This is a genomic window from Methylobacterium sp. WL9 (assembly GCF_008040035.1).
Classification (GTDB): Bacteria; Pseudomonadota; Alphaproteobacteria; order Rhizobiales; family Beijerinckiaceae; genus Methylobacterium; species Methylobacterium thuringiense.
This window is the reverse complement of sequence record NZ_VRVE01000006.1, coordinates 41,957-60,149: the sequence shown is the minus strand read 5'-3', so window position 1 is coordinate 60,149 and position 18,193 is coordinate 41,957. Positions and strand designations below refer to the sequence as shown.

Below are 18,193 nucleotides of genomic sequence, written 5' to 3'. Positions count from 1 at the left end.
TCGAACGTCCCGTTTCAGCCGGCCGCGTAGCGAAGAAACGTCACGGCCGTCTCGCCGTAGTCGCGCCGTTCTAACGCCGAAAAACCCGGCGGCAGGACCAGGGACACCGCAGCCGATTCCTCGACGAGGACGAGGGCGTCCTGCTCCAGCCAGCCGCCCTCTGCGGCGGAGACGAGCGCCTTCGGAGCGAGGTCGCGGCCGTAGGGCGGATCGCAGAAGACCAGCGAGAACCGGCCGATCGCCTGGGCCAGCCCGAGCTTCGTCGCGTCGCGCCGGTAGAGGCGGGTGGTGCCCTCGAGCCCCAACGCCTCGATGTTTTCGCGAATGAGCCCGCGGGCTTCCGCGCCCTCGTCGACCAGCAGCGCGTAGGCCGCGCCACGCGAGAGTGCCTCGATGCTGAGGGCACCGGTGCCCGCGAACAGGTCGAGGACGCGGGCGCCTTCGACGGCATCGCCGTAGGCATGGACGAGCACGTTGAACAGCGCCTCGCGCAGCCGGTCCGAGGTCGGCCGGATCGCGTCGGTGCGCGGGCCGCGCAGCGCGCGCCCGCGCAATTCTCCCCCGACAATCCTCATCGGTTCGCAGAAGTGCCGATCATAGGGGCCATGAACTCACCGCCCGTCGAAACGGGCAGTCGTCCCTTCGGGATCATTTCCCCGCACGGGGCGGACGACCACCGCCGCGGGAATCCGGCTTGCCGCCGAAACCACCCGGACGCCCGCCGGGCTTTCCGCCCTTGAAGCCGCCACCGGGACGGCCAGCGCCGGCCTTAAAGCCGCCGCCGCCGGGTCGATCGCTGCGGAACCCACCTGGACGGTCACCGCCACCGGGACGGTCGCTGCGGAACCCGCCCGGGCGATCACCGCCGGGCTTGAAGCTGCGACCGGCGCCGGGGCGTCCGCCAGCAGGCTTGTCCGCCCGGAAGCCGCCACCGGCAGGGCGATCGGACCGCCCACCGGGTCCGGGCCGGCCTTCGCCGCCCTTGAAGCCGCCGCGGTCGCCGACGGGGCGATCACCCCGGAATCCGCCCGGGCGTTCGCTACGACCAGCCCCACCCTCGGGACGATCACGGCCACCACCGAAGGAGCGCGGACGCTCTTCGCTACGGTTGGCCCCGCCCTCGGGACGGTCGCGACCGCCGCCGAAGGAGCGCGGACGCTCTTCGCCACGAAAACCACCCGAGCGTTCGCCGCCCTGTGGGCGGTCCCGCGGCGGGCCACGGCGCTCGCCGCGATCCTCGAAATTCTCGCGCCGGGGCGGCGCGTCGCCATCCTGCCGGCGCGGACGCGCATCGGCACGTGGGGCGCGGTCGTCTCCGGAACGCTGCGGGCGCTCCTCCTGCGTGCGGAAACGGGTCCGGCGATGCGGCTCGGGCGCCGGAACCTCGGGGCTCGGCTGCAGACGCTCCACCAGGACGCGGCGGTCGCCAGCCGTCTGGATCGCGCCGACGCGCTCGCGGCCACGCTCGGCCGCTGCGGCTCGCGAGGCTTTGGGATCGGCGCCGCGGCGCGGAATCTTGGTGCCGTGCGGCTTCTCGACATTGTCGTCGGCACGCCAGATCGACTCGCGCGGGCCTGCGCTCATGCCGCCGGTCGGCACACGGGCGGGTGCCGCAGGACGGGCCGGCCGCGACGGATCGCGGCCCTGGCGGTCGAAGCTCGGCCGGCCGTAGCTCGGCTCGCGCGAACGTCCGCCCTCGCGCGGGGCCTTCTGGCCCTGGGAGCCTGCCCGCTCGGCAGAGGCCGCTGCTGGCTTCTTCGGCTTGCCGAAAGGAGCGATCGGCTCGCGCGTCGGGCTCTCGAAATCGACGCCGGCCTGCTCGGAGAGGGTTTTGCCGAGCTGCTCCTTGAGCACCTTGGTGCGGATTTCCTCGACGAGGCCGACCTCGAGATCACCAAGCTGGAAGGGGCCGAACGAGAGGCGGATCAGCCGGTTCACGGACAGTCCGAGATGTTCGAGGATCCGCTTGACCTCGCGATTCTTGCCTTCGCGCAGACCCAGCGTCAGCCAGATGTTGTCACCCTGCGCCCGGTCGAGATGCGCCTCGACGGGGCCATATTCCATGCCGTCGATGGTGACGCCCTTGCGGAGCTTGTCGAGTTCCACCTGCGTGATCTCGCCGAAGGCCCGCACTCGGTACTTGCGCAGCCAACCGGTATCGGGATGGGCGATGACCTTGGCGAGACCGCCGTCGTTGGTCAGCAGCAGCAGACCTTCGGTATTGATGTCGAGCCGGCCGATCGCGACGACGCGTGGCAATTCCTCGGGAACGACATCGAAAACCGTCTGACGGCCCTCGGGATCGCGCGCGGTCGTCACCACGCCGCGCGGCTTATGCAAGATCCAGAGGCGGGTGCGCTCGCGGACCGGCAACGGCTCGCCATCAACGGTGATGCGATCGGATTCCGTCACGTTGATCGCCGGCGAAGCCAGGATTTTCCCGTTCAGGGTGACGCGCCCAGCCTCGATCATCGCCTCGACATCGCGGCGCGAAGCAACACCGGCTCGGGCGATCGCCTTCGCGATGCGTTCACCCTCCGGAGTTGCAGAAAGCACCTCGGGGGTCGCAGGAATCACATCATCGCCGCGCGGGGCTTCCGCCATGCGGGTTTCGTCATCGGGAGTGTCGTTCATGGTCGATGCCATAACAGAGCGCGTCGCCCGTTGCGAGGCGCCTGTTCGCCGGCCAACGGCACGCCGGCGATGTTACGGATGCATGGGAGCAGAGACGGGCAAAGTCACGAAAAAGGCGGCCGAAGCCGCCCTTCACTATCCGAATCGGATCAGAGTCGCGGTGCGCGTCCGCGCACAGCGCCCACTACCGCCGAGATCAGAAACAGTGCGACCGCCACGAAGCAGATGATCTTGGCCGCTTCCATGGCCGTGCCGGCGACACCGCCGAACCCCAGGACTGCAGCGATCAACGCGACGACGAGAAACGTGACGGCCCAACCAAGCATGGTGGTCTCCTGCAGTCCTTCGGGAACCTAATGGCCAAGCTGCGAAATCGTTCCGCCTCTCCGGCAATTTTCCCTAGAGTTTGCGCTTCACTGCGTCCGCGCCGTCCTTGACCGCGTCCTTGGCGTCGCCAACCGTCTTCTGCGCCTCGCCCTTGAGCTCTTGGGCCTTGCCTTCGGCCTGAAGCTTCTCGTTGTCGGTAGCCTTACCAATGCCCTGCTTGACGTTGCCGGCGGCCTCGTTGCCGAGACCCTTGATCTTGTCGACCGTGCTGCTCATGGCGAAGTCTCTTCCCTTCTCCAACGGCGGTGCCGTCTTCGGGAAAGGAACGGCGCTCGGAGCCGCAATGTTCCGCCGATTAACATACGGTTCTCCTACCATGCGACGGCTCGCTGCGCCTCCGGTCGAGAGAGATCGCCCGCCTCGGCTTCAGGCTGCCGACCGTGTCTTGGCGAGATAGAGCATCTCGCTGATCTCGTTCAACGGCCGCGGCGGACTGAACAGATAGCCCTGGATCTCCTGAGCTCCCTCGGCGCGCACGGTGGCCAGTTGCGCCTCCGTCTCGACTCCCTCGACCAGCGTGGTGATGCCGAGGCTGGTGCCCAGGCCGACGATGGCACGGATGATCGCGCCGGCATCCGAGCGCCCGACGGAATCCCGCACGAACGACCGGTCGATCTTGATCTTGTCGAACGGGAAACGCCGCAGGTAGCTGATGCTGGAATAGCCCGTTCCGAAATCGTCCATGGAGATGCGTACGCCCAGCCGCCGCAGGGTGTGCAAGGTTTCGAGATTCGACTCCGTATCGTCGAGCAGCACGCTTTCGGTGATCTCGAGTTCGAGCCGCGTCGCCTTGAGACCGCTGGCGGCGAGCGCCATCAGGACGCCCTGCGCGAAGTTGCGGTTGCGCAATTGCAGCGCGGAGACGTTGACCGCGACGCTGATGTCGTCCGGCAGCGTGGCAGCGTCGCGACAGGCCTGGTTCAGCACCCAATCGCCGAGCGGCACGATCAGGCCGGTTTCTTCGGCAAGCGGAATGAACACGCCGGGGCTGATGAGTCCCCGCTCCGGGTGCCGCCAGCGCACCAGAGCTTCAACACCCTTGATCCGGTTCTTGTCGAGATCGACGAGCGGCTGGTAGTGCAGTTCGAACCGGCCGTAGGCGAGGGCCTCACGCAGTTCGCGCTCCATGACGGTGCGTTCCCGCGCCGTCTCGTCCATCTGGGACTCGAACAGGCAATAGGTGCCGCGGCCCGCCGCCTTGGCCTCGTAGAGCGCCATGTCGGCGTCCTTGAGCAGCCGCTCGATGTCGCGGCCTTCGCCATCGGCGAGTGCGATCCCGACGCTCATGCCGATCTCGATGTTGAAGCCGTTGAGCTCGTAGGGTGCGCTGATCACGCCGATGAGGCGCTGGGCCAAGGTGACGGCGCCGGCCGTGTCGGCCACGCGGTGAAGCACCGTGAACTCGTCGCCGCCGAGCCGAGCGACCACGTCGTGACCGCGGACGTGACTGCGCAGCCGATCGGCCACGGCCCGCAGGAGCCCGTCGCCGAGCGCGTGGCCGTAGCTGTCGTTGACGGGCTTGAAGCGGTCGAGATCGAGGCAGAGCACGGCGAGAGTCAGGCCGTCGCCCGTCTCGGTTACCATCTCGGCGCCGATCTCGCGCAGGGCCGAGCGGTTCGGCAGGTCGGTGAGCGCATCGTGACGCGCCATATGGATGATGCGTGCCTCGTTGCGGCGACGCTCCGTCACGTCCTCGAAGGTCGCGACCCATCCGCCACCGGCCATGATCCGGTGGGTCGCCGCGACCACGCGTCCGTCGGCAAGCTCGCGAAGGACCGACTTGGTGGCATCCGCGGTCAACGATGTCCGGGTGCCCTCGCTCACGGAATCGACGGTCGCGCCGCTCTTGTAGCGATTGAGCGCGACGAGGATCTCGATGATCTGCCGCTGGCTCATGCCGGGAGTCAGCGCGGCTTCCTTGAGTTTGAAGATCTCCAGGTAGCGATGATTCCACACGACGAGGCGGCTCTCCGCATCGAACATGCAGAGGCCCTGGGTCATGTTTTCGAGCGCCGCATCGAAGAGCCGGTTCTGCTCGACGAGCTGAGCGTTGGCCCCCTGGAGCGCCGAGAGGGCCGTCGCGAGCGCCGAACGGGTCCGATGCTGGTCGCTGACGTCGCTGCCGACGCCGCGATAGCCGAGGAAGCTTCCATCGGGAGCAAAGCGTGGACGCCCGCTGATCTCGAACCAACGGGGCGCGCCGTCCGGATGCCGGAAGACATAGATCCGGTCACGAAAGGGCTGGTGCGCGGCCATCGCATCGGCAACGTCGCGAAGGCCATAGACCTCGTCGCCGCCCACTCCGTCATTGGCGGCATAAGCCTCACGGGTGTGGCCGATCAGGGCGGAAGCGGGCAGGCCCATGAAGCGCTCGGCCTCGGCGGACATGTGGGTGAACCGCCCGGCCAGGTCGGTTTCCCAGAGCCAGTCGGCGGAGATCTGAGCGACTTCTTCGAGTGCGTGCAATGGCATGGGAATACCGCGGGAGATGACTGAATCTCCACGGCAAGCGTTAAGAAATGTTCATGCCGAAGTAATAGGCAGATTGCCCGAGAAGTGATCGGAATAGGGTTTCCGTACGCCGATAGCCGTCGTCACTGACTGATATCACAGAGGCACGGGATCACTGAGGGGAGCCGAAAAGCCACGTCGCGGTTACTCTCGACCGGGAGGCCAGGACAGCAACGGATGATCGAAGACAACGCTGAAAATCTCTTTCCCGGCTTCGAAGCGCTGTGGATAGGCACGCCGACCGGCCGCTGGTTCGCCCGTGCGGGAGGTCCGGCTGACGCGCCGGCCCTGCTCCTGCTGCACGGATTCCCTCAGACGCACGCGATGTGGCATCGCATCGCTCCGGCTCTTGCGACGCACCATCGGGTGATCTGCCTGGACCTCAAGGGTTACGGCTGGTCCGATGCGCCCGGCAGTGCAGCGGACCATTCGGCCTATGCCAAGCGGACGATGGGCCGCGAGATCGCCGACGTGATGGAGCGGATCGGCCATGTCCGGTTCGCCCTGGCCGGCCACGACCGTGGCGCGCGCGTCGCCTATCGCCTTGCCCTCGATGAACCCGGAAGGATCGAGCGGCTGGCGCTCCTCGATATCGTGCCGACGGCGATCCAGTGGGAGCGCATCGCCGCAAGCCCGGAGACGAATCCGCACTGGCCGTTCCTGGCGAAGCCCGCACCGGAGCCGGAACGCGTGATCGGCGGCGATCCGGACGCATATTTCGAAGGCCTGCTGCGGGAGTGGACGGGCACGCACGACCTCTCGGCCTTCGCACCGGCGGCGCTGGAACTCTACCGGCAGGGCTGGAACGTGCCTGAACGCATCCATGCCATGTGCGAGGACTATCGCGCCGGAGGCCCCGACGGACCTGATCGCGCTGCGGACCAGGCCGATCTCACAGACGGGAAGACGCTGCCGATGCCCGTCCTCGTTCTCGCGAGCAGCGACTACCTCGACAAGGACAAGCCGGAAAGTGCGCTCGCCGTGTGGCGACGAACCTTCGCGCCGGGGGCGACGGGCCGCACCATCGCCAGCGGGCATTTTTTGGCCGAGGAAAACCCTACCGAAACGCTCGCTGCGCTCACGGCGTTCTTCCGGGTTTAACCGCCGTCGACCCGCCGGGCCTGGAAGAAGGCCCTGAGGAGGGTGGCGGCCTCGGCTTCGCGAAAACCGCCATAGACTTCAGGCGCGTGATGGCAGGTCGGCTGGTTGAAGACGCGCGGGCCATGCTCGACGCCGCCGCCCTTTGGATCGGCGGCCCCATAATAGAGCCGGCGGATGCGGGCGAAGGAGATGGCGCCGGCGCACATCGCACAAGGCTCCAGCGTCACATAGAGATCGCAGCCGACGAGCCGTTCGTCGCCGATGGCGGCACAGGCGGCGCGGATCGCCAGGATCTCGGCGTGGGCCGTCGGATCGTGAAGCGTTCGGGGGCGGTTGCCGGCGACGGCCAGCACGACACCGTCGCGGACGACCGCCGCGCCGACGGGCACTTCGCCGAGGGCTGCCGCTTCTCGCGCGGCGTCGAAGGCGAGACTGAGCGGGTCGAGGCTCACGGCACCCTCAGTTGTCGGCGTTCTCCGCCTCGCGGCTCACCGCACGGTAGCCGATGTCGCTCCGACAAAAGCCCTCGGGCCAGTCGATCCGGCCGACGGCGGCATAGGCGCGGGCCTGCGCCTCTCGAATGCTGGGGCCGACGGCCGTCACGGCGAGCACGCGGCCGCCATCGGCGTAGAGTCCGTCGTTCTCGCTGCGGGTTCCGGCGTGAAAGACGATGACGTCGTCGGCCTGTGCCTCCGAGACGCCGCGGATCTGCGAGCCGCGCACCACCGTGCCGGGATAGCCGGCCGCCGCCATCACCACGGTCAGCGCGGCACGGCTCTCGTCGAAGGGGAGGGAAACGTTGGACAGATCGCCATCGCAGGCCGCGATCAGCGCCGGCACGAGATCCGCGGCGAGGCGCGGCATCAGCACCTGCGCCTCCGGGTCGCCGAAGCGGGTGTTGTACTCGATGAGCTTCGGACCATCGGCCGTCAGCATGAGCCCGGCATAGAGGATGCCGGTGAAGGGCGTGCCGCGCTCGGCCATGCCGCGCAGGGTCGGGCCGATGATGCGCTCCATCACCTCGGCTTCGAGCGCAAGCGTGAGGACCGTCGCCGGCGAGTAGGCACCCATGCCGCCGGTGTTCGGACCGCGGTCGCCGTCGAAGACGCGTTTGTGATCCTGGGCGGTGCCGACGGGGATGGCGCGGGTGCCGTCGCAGAGCGCGAAGAAGCTGGCTTCCTCGCCGAACAGGCATTCCTCGATGACGAGGGCGGCTCCGGGCACGTCGAGGATGGCGCGGATTGCGGCCTCCGCTTCACGAAGACTCTCGGCGACGACGACGCCCTTGCCGGCGGCGAGGCCGTCGGCCTTGACCACGATCGGCGCACCCTTTTCGCGAAGGTACGCGAGGGCGGCGTCGACCTCGGTGAAGCGGGCAAAGGCGGCAGTGGGGATGTCGTACTCGGCGCAGAGTTCCTTGGTGAAGCCCTTGGAACCCTCCAGCTGAGCGGCGGCCCTGGTCGGGCCGAAAGCGCGGATGCCGGCAGCCGTGAGGTCGTCAACGAGCCCGGCGACCAGCGGCACCTCAGGCCCCACCACCACGAGACCGATCTTTTCGGATTGGCAGAACGCGACAACCGACGCGTGATCGGCGACGTTCAGGTCGGGCAAGTTCGACCCGTGCTGCGCCGTGCCGGGATTGCCCGGGGCGCTGAACAGGCGGTCGCAGAGCGGGGACTTGGAGATCGCCCAGGCGAGCGCGTGCTCGCGCCCGCCGGATCCGATGAGCAGGATGTTCATGCCCCACCCATCACCGAAAACGGCGGGCGGGGCAAAGGGCGATTGCACCGGGACGGGCATCCGTCCACGGCTGGACTGACCTGAGCGTTATGCCTTCGGCTTGCCGACGAGGACCGGTTCGGCGTTGGAGCGCTCCGGAAAGTAGCGCTGCAGATCGCGCAGCTTCGGCGCGTCGTTCGCGACGATGTATCCGGCGTCCGGGTTCAAGGCCATGTAGTCCTGGTGGTAGTCCTCGGCCGGATAGAAGGCCGCGCCGGGCTCGATCTTCGTTGCGATCGGACGGCCATAGACCTTCGCCGCGTCGAGCTGGGCGATGTAGTCCTTGGCGACCTTGGCCTGCTCGGGATCCGCCGGGAAGATCGCGGTGCGGTACTGCGTGCCGGAATCGGGACCCTGGCGGTTCACCTCCGTCGGGTCGAGGGCGACCGAGAAGTAGATCTGCAGCAGTTCGTCGTAGCGGATCACCGACGGATCGTAGGTGATCTTGACGGCCTCGGCATGGCCGGTGCGGCCACGTCCGACGGCGGTGTAGTTGGCTGTCTCGCGGCTGCCGCCGGCATAGCCCGACACCGCCTGCGTCACGCCCTTCACGTGCTGGAACACGCCCTGGACGCCCCAGAAACAGCCCCCGGCGACCGTCGCCGTGCGCAGCTTGCCGGGAGTCTCGCTGGATCTGGCGGCCGCCTCCGGCACGCGCTGGCCGGCCTCTTCGGCAAACGCGACGCCCTGCGGCAGCGAGAGCGTTGCGAGCAGGCCGAGACCGGCGGTCGTCCCAAGGGCGAGCGGCCAGGCGACGGCGGCAGATTTGAAGAACTTGGACAGGGTCATCGGGACCTCCGTGCGTGTCTGAACAAGGAAGAGGCGGCTCAAGCCGCCCGGAAGTTCAAGGCCGCGCCGTTCATGCAGTAGCGCAGGCCGGTCGGCTTGGGGCCGTCGTTGAAGACGTGGCCGAGATGGCCGCCGCAGCGGCTGCAATGCACCTCAGTGCGAGCCATGCCGTAGGCCCGATCGGTGCTCTCGCCGACGGCGCCGGCCATCGGCTGGTAGAAGCTCGGCCAGCCGGTTCCGCTCTCGAACTTGGTCTGCGAGGAGAACAGCGGCTGGTCGCAGCCGGCGCAGGCGAAGGTGCCCGTCCGCTTCTCACGGTCGAGGGGGCTGGTGCCGGCACGCTCGGTGCCCTGTTTGCGGAGGACGTTATAGGCGACCGGGTCGAGCTGCTTGCGCCACTCCTCGTCGCTCTTCACGACCTCGAAGGCGGCGAGTGCGGGATGGGACAGCTTCAGGCCCGACAGCAATCCGGCGAGCGAGGCTCCGGCAAACAGGGTCTGGCGGCGGTTCATGGGCGCTTCTCCCGAAACGGGGATGGATCATCTCCCCATTCGTACGGTTCGCGCGCCGGTTACGTTTCAGCTTGGGCGTTCGAACGCCTGCGACGCACCGTCCCGGGCTCGTGGGCCGGGACGGTGCGGAGGGTAATCGTCGGAGGGTATCGAGAGAAGGCGGTCGGCGGAGGCAACCCGTCGCAGGGCACACTCGACCCCCGTCGTCACTCCGGGGCCGCGGAGCGAAACCCGGAATGACGAGGGTGTGAGTGGAGGCCTCAGCTCTCCTTGAAGCCGTATTCCGGCACGCCGTCCTCGTTGTCGTAGTACTTGTACGGCAGGAATTTGCCCGAGAGGTTCATCTTGACCCGGTCGCCCTTGTTGTTGGGCTCGCGCTCCATGGTCATGTTGAAGTCGATCGCCGACATGATGCCGTCGCCGAAATCCTCCTGGATCAGCTCCTTCCAAGTGGTGCCGTAGACCATCACCAGTTCGTAGAAGCGGTAGATCAGCGGGTCGGTCGGCGGCATCTGCGGGATCGAGCCGCGATAGGGCGCCTCGTTCAGCATCCGCTCCTCGGATTCCGAGAGGCCGAACAGCTCGGCGGCTTTCTTCGCCTGAGCCTTCGGCAGCTTCATCTGGCCCATGCAGGCGGCCGTGATCAGGATCGGCGAGATCCCGCCGATCTCGGCCTGGATGTGCTTCCAGGTCCAGCCCTTCTCACGCTTGATGTCGAGGAGCTTTTCCGTGAGGTCTTCGCGCTTCATGCTCTGTCTCTTGCCTGAATGTCCGGCGGTTCTACGACCGCCTCCATCGTCCGCCGACGCGGGCGGAACGCCGGCCTGCATGCAAGGTTTTCGCCACGAGCACCCGCGAGGTGGGCGTCAGTCGACGAGAGCCGCGTAGGTCAGCACCCGCAATTCGCGCCGGATCGGCAAGGCGGAGGAGGGGATGAGCTGGGCGAAGAGGACCACGGCGAGATCCTCGGCCGGGTCGATCCAGAACGAGGTGCTGGCGAGGCCGCCCCAGGCGACCTCGCCCGGCGTGCCGACGATCTGCGCCTTGGCCGGATCGAGCATCACCGAGAAGCCGAGCCCGAAGCCGATGCCGGTATAGGCGGATTCCGAAAAGCGAGGCTGCCCCATCGCGGCCATGTCGCCGGGCAGGTGGTTGGCGATCATCAGTTCGACGGTCTTGCGGCCGAGCAGGCGCACACCGTCGAGTTCGCCCCGGTTCAGGATGAAGCGGCAGAAGCGCAAGTAGTCCGGCGCCGTGCCCGTGAGCCCGCCGCCACCGGAGGTCACGGGTCGGGGGCTGAGAAATCGGCTGCCCTCGGAATCGTCGTAGACCTTGAGCTGGCCGGTGCGATCGAAGGCGTAGTTGGCGGCGAAGCGCTCCCGCTTGTCCTCGGCCACGAAGAAATCGGTGTCGTGCATGCCGAGCGGCTTCAGCACGCGCTCGCGCAGGAACTCCGAGAACGGCAGGCCGGAGACGACGGCAACGAGGTGGCCGAGGACGTCGGTGGCGACCGAATAGTTCCACTCCGCGCCGGGCTGCGCGAGCAGCGGCTGCTTCGCCACCCGGGCGACCAGATCGGCAAGGGAATGCTCCGAGGTCTGGAAGTCGATGCCGTGCACCCGGTAGAGCGCATCGACCAGCGTCGCCTCCATGAAGCCGTAGGTCAGGCCGGACGTGTGGGTGAGGAGGTCGCGGATCGTGATCGGCCGTAGAGCCGGCACGGTCTCCAACTTGACCCGGTTGCCGCCTACCGCGACGCGCATCTCGGCGAAGTCCGGCAGGAAGCGGCTCAGCGGATCGTCGAGCTGGAAGCGGCCTTCCTCGTAGAGCATCATCACCGCCACCGAGGTCAGCGGCTTGGTCATCGAATAGATGCGGACGATGGTCTCCGTGTCGAAGCGCCGGTCGCGGGCGATGTCGGCCTTGCCGTGAGCGCGCGCGAATCCCGTCTTGCCGCGTCGTGCGAAATGCACCGACAGGCCGGCAAGTTTGCCCTCGTCCACGTAGCGCCGCATCCAGGCGTCGATGCGCTCGAGGCGGTCCGGGCAGAGGCCGAGGTCGCGGGGATCCGTGTCGGTCATGGTTTAAAAGCTACCCTCGCGCCGAACTGAAACCCTCCACGTCATTCCGGGGCCGCGAAGCGGAACCCGGAACCCACCCGACACGCTGCGGCCAGTCGTGGGTTCCGGGTTCTCGCCTGCGGCGACCCCGGAATGACGAGGGTGCTGTGTTGAGGGTCGCAAACCCCATCACAGCAATTCCCGCAACCCCTTTCCATACCGCTCGAAGTAGAACGGGATCGCGCGGAACGGCTTGAAGTCGAGGGCTGCCGCGGCCTCCAGATCGTCGAGCACCAAGCGGGTGATACGGGGCAGGTCGAGCTTGCGGGCCTCGTCGAGACCGACCCAGGCGATCTCGGTGAGCTCGGCATCCGGCCCGACGATGCCGGGGCGCTCGGCAGCCACCGCCGTGCGGTCGGCGACGAAGAAGCGGGTGTCGAAGCGGCGCGGACGGCCCGGCGGCGTGATGGCGCGGGCGAGCAGATGCAGGGCTTCGAGATCCGGAAATACGCCCTCCTCGGCGAAGGCCTGCCAAGCCCCCTCGGGTGCGCGCTCCGGCGGCCCGTAATCACGCGACCCGACCATCAGCCCGGTCTCCTCGTAGGTCTCGCGGATGGCGGCGAGCGCTAGCGAGCGGCCGAGCATCGGGGAAGCGCGGACGAGGCGGGCGTCGAGGGCGTCCTCGCTGCGCTGGGGCAGTGCGCCCGCGACGATCATCCTGCGATCGGAGGGCTCGACCCGCCCGCCGGGAAACACGAACTTGCCGCCCATGAAGGCAAGGCCGGCATGGCGCCGGCCCATCAGCACGCGCGGCTTCTTCTTCGCGCGATCGACGAGGATCAGCGTCGCGGCATCGCGCGGGCGCAGAGCCGGAGCCGCGCGGCTCCGCGTCTCAGACGCGGCCGATGCCGGCAGCGGTGTCGGCTGGTCCAACGCGCGTCTCCTCGGCTCCGGGCCGCGAGGGAAGAGAGGTGTCGAAGCCGTGCATGCGCATGGCGTATTGCAGCCCGATCACAGCGCCCTTCACGGGCTGGAGCAGCCCGAGCGCCAACCCAAGCGTCAGCCCGGGCCAGAGGGTCGCCGAGACCCAGAGCGGCAGGTCGTAGCCCATCTCGATCTTCAGGATCAGGTAACCGACGATGTGCCCAACGATGAAGATCACGAGGTAGGGCGGCAGGTCGTCGGCGCGGTGGCCTTCGAGCGAAAGCCCGCAGGCCTCGCAAGCGGGCTTCGCCTTGAGAAATCGGCCGAAGATCCGCCCCTCGCCGCAATGCGGGCAGCGGCAGACGAAGCCGAGCGCCATGGCCGGGATCAGTTTGGTCCGTACGACCGCGTCGGGGACGGCGGCCGGCGGCGGATCGATCTCGTGCTTCGTTTCGAGCGGCATGGCCGATGTCCTACACCACGCCCCTCAGCCGCGCGACCCGCGCTTGCGGTTGGGTGTGTTGCGACCGGCGGCCGGGGGCTTGCCGCGCTTCGAGGCCGTGCCGGGCGGGCCGTAGCTGGTCTTCGGCGACTTCGCCTTGTGGAACTTCGGGCGTCCGCCCGCCCCCGGCCGACCGGAACCGGCCCGCCCATCGGACAGAATCTCGAAGCGCAGCGCACCGGCAACGGCCGCGGCCTCGACGAGCTTGACCTCGACGGTGTCTCCCAAGCGAAACGTCTCGCCAGTGCGGTCGCCGACGAGCGCGTGGCGGGTCTCATCGTGGCGGTAGAAGTCGGCGCCAATGGTCGAGGCCGGGACGAAGCCGTCCGCCCCGGTTTCGGCGAGCTTCACGAATATCCCGGCGCGGGTGACGCCGGAGATGCGCCCCGTGAAGGTCGCGCCGATCCGGTCGGCGAGGTGATGCGCGATGAGGCGGTCGATGGTCTCGCGCTCGGCCGCCATGGCGCGGCGCTCGGCTGCCGAAATCTGCTCGCCGACGGCGTCGAGCATGCCGACGGTGGTGTCTGAGGGCAGGCCGTCCGAACCGAGCCGGCCGGCCGTGATCAGCGCACGGTGCACGATGAGGTCGGCGTAACGCCGGATCGGGGAGGTGAAATGCGCGTAGCGGCGCAGGTTCAGCCCGAAGTGCCCGAGATTCTGGCTCGAATAGATCGCCTGCGCCTGGGTGCGCAGGATGACCTCGTTGATGAAGATCGCGTGCTCGGTCTCGGCGACCGTGCCGAGAATGCGATTGAACAGAGCCGGCTTGAGGACCCCGTCCTTCGGCAGCTTGATTCCGATGGAAGCGAGCACCTCACCGAGCGCCCGCAGCTTTTCCAGCGCCGGCTCGTCGTGGACGCGATAGATCAGCGGCGACTTCGCGGCTTCCAGCGTCTCGGCGGCGGCGACGTTCGCCTGGATCATGAACTCTTCGATGAGCCGGTGCGCTTCGAGCCGCTCCGGCACGATTACCCGGTCGACCGAGCCGTCCGGCCCCAGCAGCACCTTGCGCTCGGGGAGATCGAGCGCCAGCGGGCCACGGGCGTCGCGCGCCTGCTTCAGGGCCTCGTAGGCGGCGTAGAGCGGGCGCAGCACAGGCTCCAGGAGCGGCGTCGTCGTCTCGTCGGGACGGCCGTCGATGGCAGCCTGGGCCTGGGCGTAGGCGAGCTTGGCGCGCGAGCGCATCATCACGCGGTGGAAGGTGTGGCGGCGCTTTGTGCCGTCGGCGGCGACGACCATGCGCACGGCGAGCGCCGGCCGGTCCTCGTTCTCGCGTAGGGAGCAGAGATCGTTCGAGATGCGCTCGGGCAGCATCGGCACGACCCGGTCGGGGAAATAGACCGAGTTGCCGCGCATCAGCGCCTCGCGGTCGAGGGCGCTGCCGGGCCGGACATAGGCGGCCACGTCAGCGATCGCGACGGTGACGATGAAGCCGCCCGCGTTCTTCGGATCGGGGTCCGGCTCCGCCATCACGGCGTCGTCGTGATCCTTGGCGTCGGGCGGATCGATGGTGATCAGCGGTTGATCGCGCCAATCCTCGCGGCCCTTCAGGCCGACCTCCTTCACCGCATCGGCCTCGGCTTGCGTATCCTTGGCGAAGACATGCGGAATGTTGTGGAGGTGCAGGGCGATCAGGCTCACCGCCTTCTCGGAGCCGAGCGAGCCGAGCCGCTGGCGCACACGGCCCTTCGGCAGGCCGAAGCGGGTCTCGCTCTCCAGCGACACGCTGACGAGGTCGCCGTCGCGCGCCTCGCCCTCTTCGCCCGGCGGAATCGCGATCTCGCGACCCTGCGAGCGCTTCTCAACAGGGACCAAGCGCCCGCCATCACGACCGGCGCGATAGATGCCGATGACCTCGGACTTGTTCTTGCCGATCACCTTGACGATGCGGCCGGTGTACCGGCCCGGCGTGTCGCCATCCGGCTCGACGCGGATCAACGCGCGATCGCCGATTCCGGGGGCGGGGCGGTCGGATTTGCGGCCGCCGCGGGGCATCTGAACGATGATGCGCGGAGCCTCGCCATCCTTGGCCTCCCACTGCGCCGGGCGGGCCAGGAGTTCGCCATCGCGATCCCGCGAAAAGATGTCGGCGAGCACGACAGGGGGCAGGCGGCCGGCCTTGCTGAACCCGCCACGTCCGCGCTCGATCGCACCGTCCTCCTCGATCTCCTTGAGGATGCGCTTCAATTCGATCCGGTCGGACCCCTTGATATCGAAGGCCTTGGCGATCTCGCGCTTGCCGACCTTTTCGGTGGAATCCGCGATGAACGCGACGATCGTCTCGCGCGAGGGGAGGGCGCCGGTGGCCGGTGCGGGTGTGATGCGTCTGGTCAAAGAAAAAGGGCTCGCTGCACCGGGCCTTGGGGGCCAGCGCACTGAATTGGAAAAAGGGCCGGCCGTCAGACCGATGCCGGGAACATGGGCTTGCCGCCGCCCCGCGGCAACGCCTTTGCCGTCCAGGGCTGGGGATCAGCCGGTCGAGGCCGAGTTGGCGATGCGCTCGACGGCCGCATCGACGTCGAAGGCCGGATCGACGAGTTCGGCGAGCGTGAATGGGCTGTCCTGCGGCAGGGTGAGGTTCACCCGCCCCTCCTCAGCCGCCATCTCCGGCGACTCGGCGGCGCGGATGCCGAAGGTCCAGGCGCCGTCGATCCGGACCGAGCCCGGATCCGGCGGGTCGGCCGTCAAGGCGGCTAGACCTTTCCTTGCGGCATCCCGGAATTCGAGGCTGCGCCGATCATCCGACACCAGCGCCGCCCTGACGAGGTCGGCCAGACACGCGCTGACCCGCTCGACGCTCTCGTTCATCCACAATCCCGATCCGTGTTCGTCCGGTCCCGGTCGGGCCGTGGCAAGTGGGGTGCCACCAGGGCGGCGGCATCAGTACGGCGTGCCCTCGGCGCGCTTCGCCTTCAGTGCCTCGGCATACCAGGCCAGTTCGTCGACGAACTTCTTGGCCGCCTTGCCGAGCCAGTCCTCGGCCGGCTCGCCGGCCTCGCTCAGCGCCTTGTGAATGCGCGGGATCGGCAGCAGGGAGGGAATGCTCGGCGCACCGAGCTCGGCCATCATCGCGCGGAGCTGCATCGCCGCGCGAACGCCGCCGTACTGGCCGGCCGAGTAGCAGACGATGCCCGAGGGCCGCCAAAAGTACTCTTCGAGGAAGTGATCGAGGGTGTTCGAGAGGGCCGGCGGGATCGAGTGGTTGTACTCGGCCGACACGACCACGAAGGCGTCGGCGCGGCGATAGAGCGTCGCGAGGTCCTCGAGGACCTTGGGCGCCTCGCCCTTCGGGTATTCCTTGTACATCCGGTCGAGCAGCGGGAGCTTCAGTTCGGCCGGGTCTACCAGAGGCGCCTCGAAACCACGGGCTTCCAATTGCGCCACGAGAAAGTGCGCCGCGCGGATGCCCAGTCGGTCGGAGCGGACCGAGCCGAGGATGACGGGGACGACGAGGCTCATGGCGGGCTCCGAATTTGGCGACATAGGGGAGGATAGTCTCCCGCCGTCTTTCCGACAGCAGAAACGAAAAAGGGGCCGGATCGCTCCGGCCCCCGATCGTCCCGAAAACTCCGAAGAGTCTCAGAGCGAGTAGTACATCGTGAACTCGACCGGGTGCGGGGTCATCTCGTAGCGCATGACCTCCTGCATCTTCAGCTCGATGAACGAGTCGATCTGGTCGTCCGAGAACACGCCGCCGGCCTTGAGGAAGGCGCGGTCCTTGTCGAGGTTCTGCAGGGCTTCGCGCAGCGAGCCGCACACCGTCGGGATCTTCTTCAGCTCCTTCGGCGGCAGATCGTAGAGGTCCTTGTCCATGGCCGGGCCCGGATCGATCTTGTTGATGATGCCGTCGAGGCCGGCCATCAGCAGGGCCGAGAAGGCAAGGTAGGGGTTCGCCATCGGGTCTGGGAAGCGGACCTCGACGCGCTTGGCCTTCGGGTTCGTCGTCCACGGGATGCGGCAGGAGGCCGAGCGGTTGCGCGCCGAGTAGGCGAGCAGCACGGGAGCCTCGTAGCCCGGCACGAGGCGCTTGTAGGAGTTGGTGGACGGATTGGTGAAGGCGTTGAGCGCCTTGGCGTGCTTGATGATGCCGCCGATGTACCAGAGGCATTCCTGGCTGAGGTCGGCGTACTTGTTGCCGGCGAAGAGCGGCTTGCCGTCCTTCCAGATCGACTGGTGCACGTGCATGCCCGAGCCGTTGTCGCCGTAGACGGGCTTCGGCATGAAGGTCGCGGTCTTGCCGTAGCTCTGGGCCACGTTGTGGATCGCGTACTTGTAGATCTGCATGTGGTCGGCGAGCAGCGTCAGCGTGTCGAACTTCATGCCGAGTTCGTGCTGCGCGGAGGCCACCTCGTGGTGGTGCTTCTCGACCTTGACGCCCATGGACTGCATCGCGGCCAGCATCTCGCCGCGCATGTCCTGCGCCGAATCCTGCGGGGGCACCGGGAAGTAGCCGCCCTTGGTCTGGATACGGTGGCCGAGGTTGCCGCCCTCGTAATCGGTGAAGCCGTTCGACGGCAGCTCGGTCGAATCAAGCTCGAAGCCGGTCTTGTAGGGGTCCGAGCCGAACTTCACGTCGTCGAACACGAAGAACTCGGCCTCGGGGCCGACGAAGATCGTGTCGCCGATGCCGGTCGACTTCAGGAAGGCCTCGGCGAGCTTGGCGGTCGAGCGCGGGTCGCGTGAATAGGGCGCGCCGGTGGAGGGCTCGAGCACGTCGCAGACGATCGACATGGTCGAGGCCGAGAAGAACGGGTCCATGCACGCCGTGACCGGGTCGGGCATCAGCAGCATGTCGGATTCGTTGATCGCCTTCCAACCGGCGATCGAGGAGCCGTCGAACATCGTGCCTTCGGAAAACAGCTCGTCGTCGACGAGCGAGACGTCGAAGGTGACGTGCTGCCACTTGCCCCGCGGATCGGTGAAGCGGAGGTCGACGTATTTGACGTCGTTGTCCTTGATCGCCTTCAGGACTTCGGCTGCGTTCTTCATCGTCG

The 18,193-nt window shown here is 67.8% G+C and carries 18 protein-coding genes; 1 reads left to right on the top strand and 17 read right to left on the bottom strand.

Features of this window, described 5'->3' with window-relative positions:
* Positions 1 to 14 precede the first annotated feature (14 nt).
* The 5 genes from rsmD to FV217_RS04085 all read right to left on the bottom strand — a co-directional run bounded on the left by rsmD (position 15) and on the right by FV217_RS04085 (position 5,493).
* Positions 15 to 575, bottom strand: a complete 561-nt coding sequence (gene rsmD / locus FV217_RS04105; RefSeq protein WP_147814562.1) for a 16S rRNA (guanine(966)-N(2))-methyltransferase RsmD — start codon at positions 573 to 575, stop codon at positions 15 to 17.
* Between the two features lie 73 nt (positions 576 to 648).
* Positions 649 to 2,604, bottom strand: a complete 1,956-nt coding sequence (locus FV217_RS04100; protein WP_147814689.1) for a pseudouridine synthase — start codon at positions 2,602 to 2,604, stop codon at positions 649 to 651.
* Between the two features lie 179 nt (positions 2,605 to 2,783).
* The gene (locus tag FV217_RS04095) at positions 2,784 to 2,960 is read right to left on the bottom strand and encodes a DUF1328 domain-containing protein (RefSeq protein ID WP_147814560.1); all 177 of its coding nucleotides are present in this window, start codon (positions 2,958 to 2,960) and stop codon (positions 2,784 to 2,786) included.
* A 73-nt stretch (positions 2,961 to 3,033) separates the two neighbouring features.
* The gene (locus tag FV217_RS04090) at positions 3,034 to 3,237 is read right to left on the bottom strand and encodes a CsbD family protein (protein WP_147814558.1); all 204 of its coding nucleotides are present in this window, start codon (positions 3,235 to 3,237) and stop codon (positions 3,034 to 3,036) included.
* Positions 3,238 to 3,387: 150 nt separating this feature from the next.
* Complete coding sequence (locus FV217_RS04085; protein ID WP_147814556.1) at positions 3,388 to 5,493, bottom strand: EAL domain-containing protein; 2,106 nt, start codon at positions 5,491 to 5,493, stop codon at positions 3,388 to 3,390.
* Positions 5,494 to 5,709: 216 nt separating this feature from the next.
* Here FV217_RS04085 and FV217_RS04080 point away from each other — a divergent pair, with 216 nt between their 5' ends.
* Positions 5,710 to 6,633 (top strand): alpha/beta hydrolase, encoded by a 924-nt coding sequence (locus tag FV217_RS04080; protein WP_147814554.1) that lies wholly within the window; start codon positions 5,710 to 5,712, stop codon positions 6,631 to 6,633.
* Here the strand turns inward: FV217_RS04080 and FV217_RS04075 are convergent.
* From FV217_RS04075 to glnA, 12 genes are all read right to left on the bottom strand, one after another.
* The gene (locus FV217_RS04075) at positions 6,630 to 7,085 is read right to left on the bottom strand and encodes a nucleoside deaminase (RefSeq protein WP_147814552.1); all 456 of its coding nucleotides are present in this window, start codon (positions 7,083 to 7,085) and stop codon (positions 6,630 to 6,632) included. The genes FV217_RS04080 and FV217_RS04075 overlap by 4 nt on opposite strands.
* Before the next feature lie 7 nt (positions 7,086 to 7,092).
* Complete coding sequence (purD, locus tag FV217_RS04070) at positions 7,093 to 8,373, bottom strand: phosphoribosylamine--glycine ligase (protein WP_147814550.1); 1,281 nt, start codon at positions 8,371 to 8,373, stop codon at positions 7,093 to 7,095.
* Between the two features lie 87 nt (positions 8,374 to 8,460).
* Positions 8,461 to 9,201, bottom strand: coding sequence for a peptide-methionine (S)-S-oxide reductase MsrA (msrA, locus tag FV217_RS04065; RefSeq protein WP_147814548.1), 741 nt, complete (start codon positions 9,199 to 9,201; stop codon positions 8,461 to 8,463).
* A gap of 38 nt (positions 9,202 to 9,239) precedes the next feature.
* On the bottom strand, positions 9,240 to 9,713 hold the full coding sequence (gene msrB, locus FV217_RS04060) for a peptide-methionine (R)-S-oxide reductase MsrB (RefSeq protein ID WP_147814546.1): 474 nt from the start codon (positions 9,711 to 9,713) through the stop codon (positions 9,240 to 9,242).
* A 260-nt stretch (positions 9,714 to 9,973) separates the two neighbouring features.
* Positions 9,974 to 10,462: a cyanase gene (gene cynS / locus FV217_RS04055; RefSeq protein ID WP_147814544.1), complete on the bottom strand. Its 489-nt coding sequence runs from the start codon at positions 10,460 to 10,462 to the stop codon at positions 9,974 to 9,976.
* 117 nt (positions 10,463 to 10,579) lie between these two features.
* Positions 10,580 to 11,794 carry a serine hydrolase domain-containing protein gene (locus FV217_RS04050; protein WP_147814542.1) on the bottom strand — a complete coding sequence of 405 codons (1,215 nt, stop codon included), beginning with the start codon at positions 11,792 to 11,794 and terminating at the stop codon, positions 10,580 to 10,582.
* Between the two features lie 168 nt (positions 11,795 to 11,962).
* Complete coding sequence (locus FV217_RS04045; RefSeq protein WP_238232256.1) at positions 11,963 to 12,688, bottom strand: NUDIX domain-containing protein; 726 nt, start codon at positions 12,686 to 12,688, stop codon at positions 11,963 to 11,965.
* The gene (locus tag FV217_RS04040) at positions 12,666 to 13,076 is read right to left on the bottom strand and encodes a DUF983 domain-containing protein (RefSeq protein WP_147814687.1); all 411 of its coding nucleotides are present in this window, start codon (positions 13,074 to 13,076) and stop codon (positions 12,666 to 12,668) included. Before FV217_RS04040 ends, FV217_RS04045 begins: the two co-directional genes overlap by 23 nt.
* Before the next feature lie 108 nt (positions 13,077 to 13,184).
* The gene (gene rnr, locus FV217_RS04035; protein WP_147814538.1) at positions 13,185 to 15,533 is read right to left on the bottom strand and encodes a ribonuclease R; all 2,349 of its coding nucleotides are present in this window, start codon (positions 15,531 to 15,533) and stop codon (positions 13,185 to 13,187) included.
* 135 nt (positions 15,534 to 15,668) lie between these two features.
* The gene (locus FV217_RS04030) at positions 15,669 to 16,007 is read right to left on the bottom strand and encodes a hypothetical protein (RefSeq protein ID WP_147814536.1); all 339 of its coding nucleotides are present in this window, start codon (positions 16,005 to 16,007) and stop codon (positions 15,669 to 15,671) included.
* A gap of 72 nt (positions 16,008 to 16,079) precedes the next feature.
* The gene (locus FV217_RS04025) at positions 16,080 to 16,658 is read right to left on the bottom strand and encodes an NAD(P)H-dependent oxidoreductase (protein ID WP_147814534.1); all 579 of its coding nucleotides are present in this window, start codon (positions 16,656 to 16,658) and stop codon (positions 16,080 to 16,082) included.
* A 120-nt stretch (positions 16,659 to 16,778) separates the two neighbouring features.
* On the bottom strand, positions 16,779 to 18,188 hold the full coding sequence (gene glnA / locus FV217_RS04020; RefSeq protein WP_147814532.1) for a type I glutamate--ammonia ligase: 1,410 nt from the start codon (positions 18,186 to 18,188) through the stop codon (positions 16,779 to 16,781).
* Positions 18,189 to 18,193: the final 5 nt, after the last annotated feature.

Coding starts and splice junctions, on each gene's coding strand:
- FV217_RS04050 (WP_147814542.1), bottom strand. CDS start 11,794: ATGACCGACACGGATCCCCGCGACCTCGGCCTCTGCCCGGACCGCCTC.
- FV217_RS04095 (WP_147814560.1), bottom strand. CDS start 2,960: ATGCTTGGTTGGGCCGTCACGTTTCTCGTCGTCGCGTTGATCGCTGCA.
- FV217_RS04025 (WP_147814534.1), bottom strand. CDS start 16,658: ATGAGCCTCGTCGTCCCCGTCATCCTCGGCTCGGTCCGCTCCGACCGA.
- cynS (WP_147814544.1), bottom strand. CDS start 10,462: ATGAAGCGCGAAGACCTCACGGAAAAGCTCCTCGACATCAAGCGTGAG.
- FV217_RS04085 (WP_147814556.1), bottom strand. CDS start 5,493: ATGCCATTGCACGCACTCGAAGAAGTCGCTCAGATCTCCGCCGACTGG.
- FV217_RS04100 (WP_147814689.1), bottom strand. CDS start 2,604: ATGGCGGAAGCCCCGCGCGGCGATGATGTGATTCCTGCGACCCCCGAG.
- FV217_RS04090 (WP_147814558.1), bottom strand. CDS start 3,237: ATGAGCAGCACGGTCGACAAGATCAAGGGTCTCGGCAACGAGGCCGCC.
- glnA (WP_147814532.1), bottom strand. CDS start 18,188: ATGAAGAACGCAGCCGAAGTCCTGAAGGCGATCAAGGACAACGACGTC.
- msrB (WP_147814546.1), bottom strand. CDS start 9,713: ATGAACCGCCGCCAGACCCTGTTTGCCGGAGCCTCGCTCGCCGGATTG.
- FV217_RS04030 (WP_147814536.1), bottom strand. CDS start 16,007: ATGAACGAGAGCGTCGAGCGGGTCAGCGCGTGTCTGGCCGACCTCGTC.
- purD (WP_147814550.1), bottom strand. CDS start 8,373: ATGAACATCCTGCTCATCGGATCCGGCGGGCGCGAGCACGCGCTCGCC.
- rsmD (WP_147814562.1), bottom strand. CDS start 575: ATGAGGATTGTCGGGGGAGAATTGCGCGGGCGCGCGCTGCGCGGCCCG.
- FV217_RS04080 (WP_147814554.1), top strand. CDS start 5,710: ATGATCGAAGACAACGCTGAAAATCTCTTTCCCGGCTTCGAAGCGCTG.
- FV217_RS04040 (WP_147814687.1), bottom strand. CDS start 13,076: ATGGCGCTCGGCTTCGTCTGCCGCTGCCCGCATTGCGGCGAGGGGCGG.
- msrA (WP_147814548.1), bottom strand. CDS start 9,201: ATGACCCTGTCCAAGTTCTTCAAATCTGCCGCCGTCGCCTGGCCGCTC.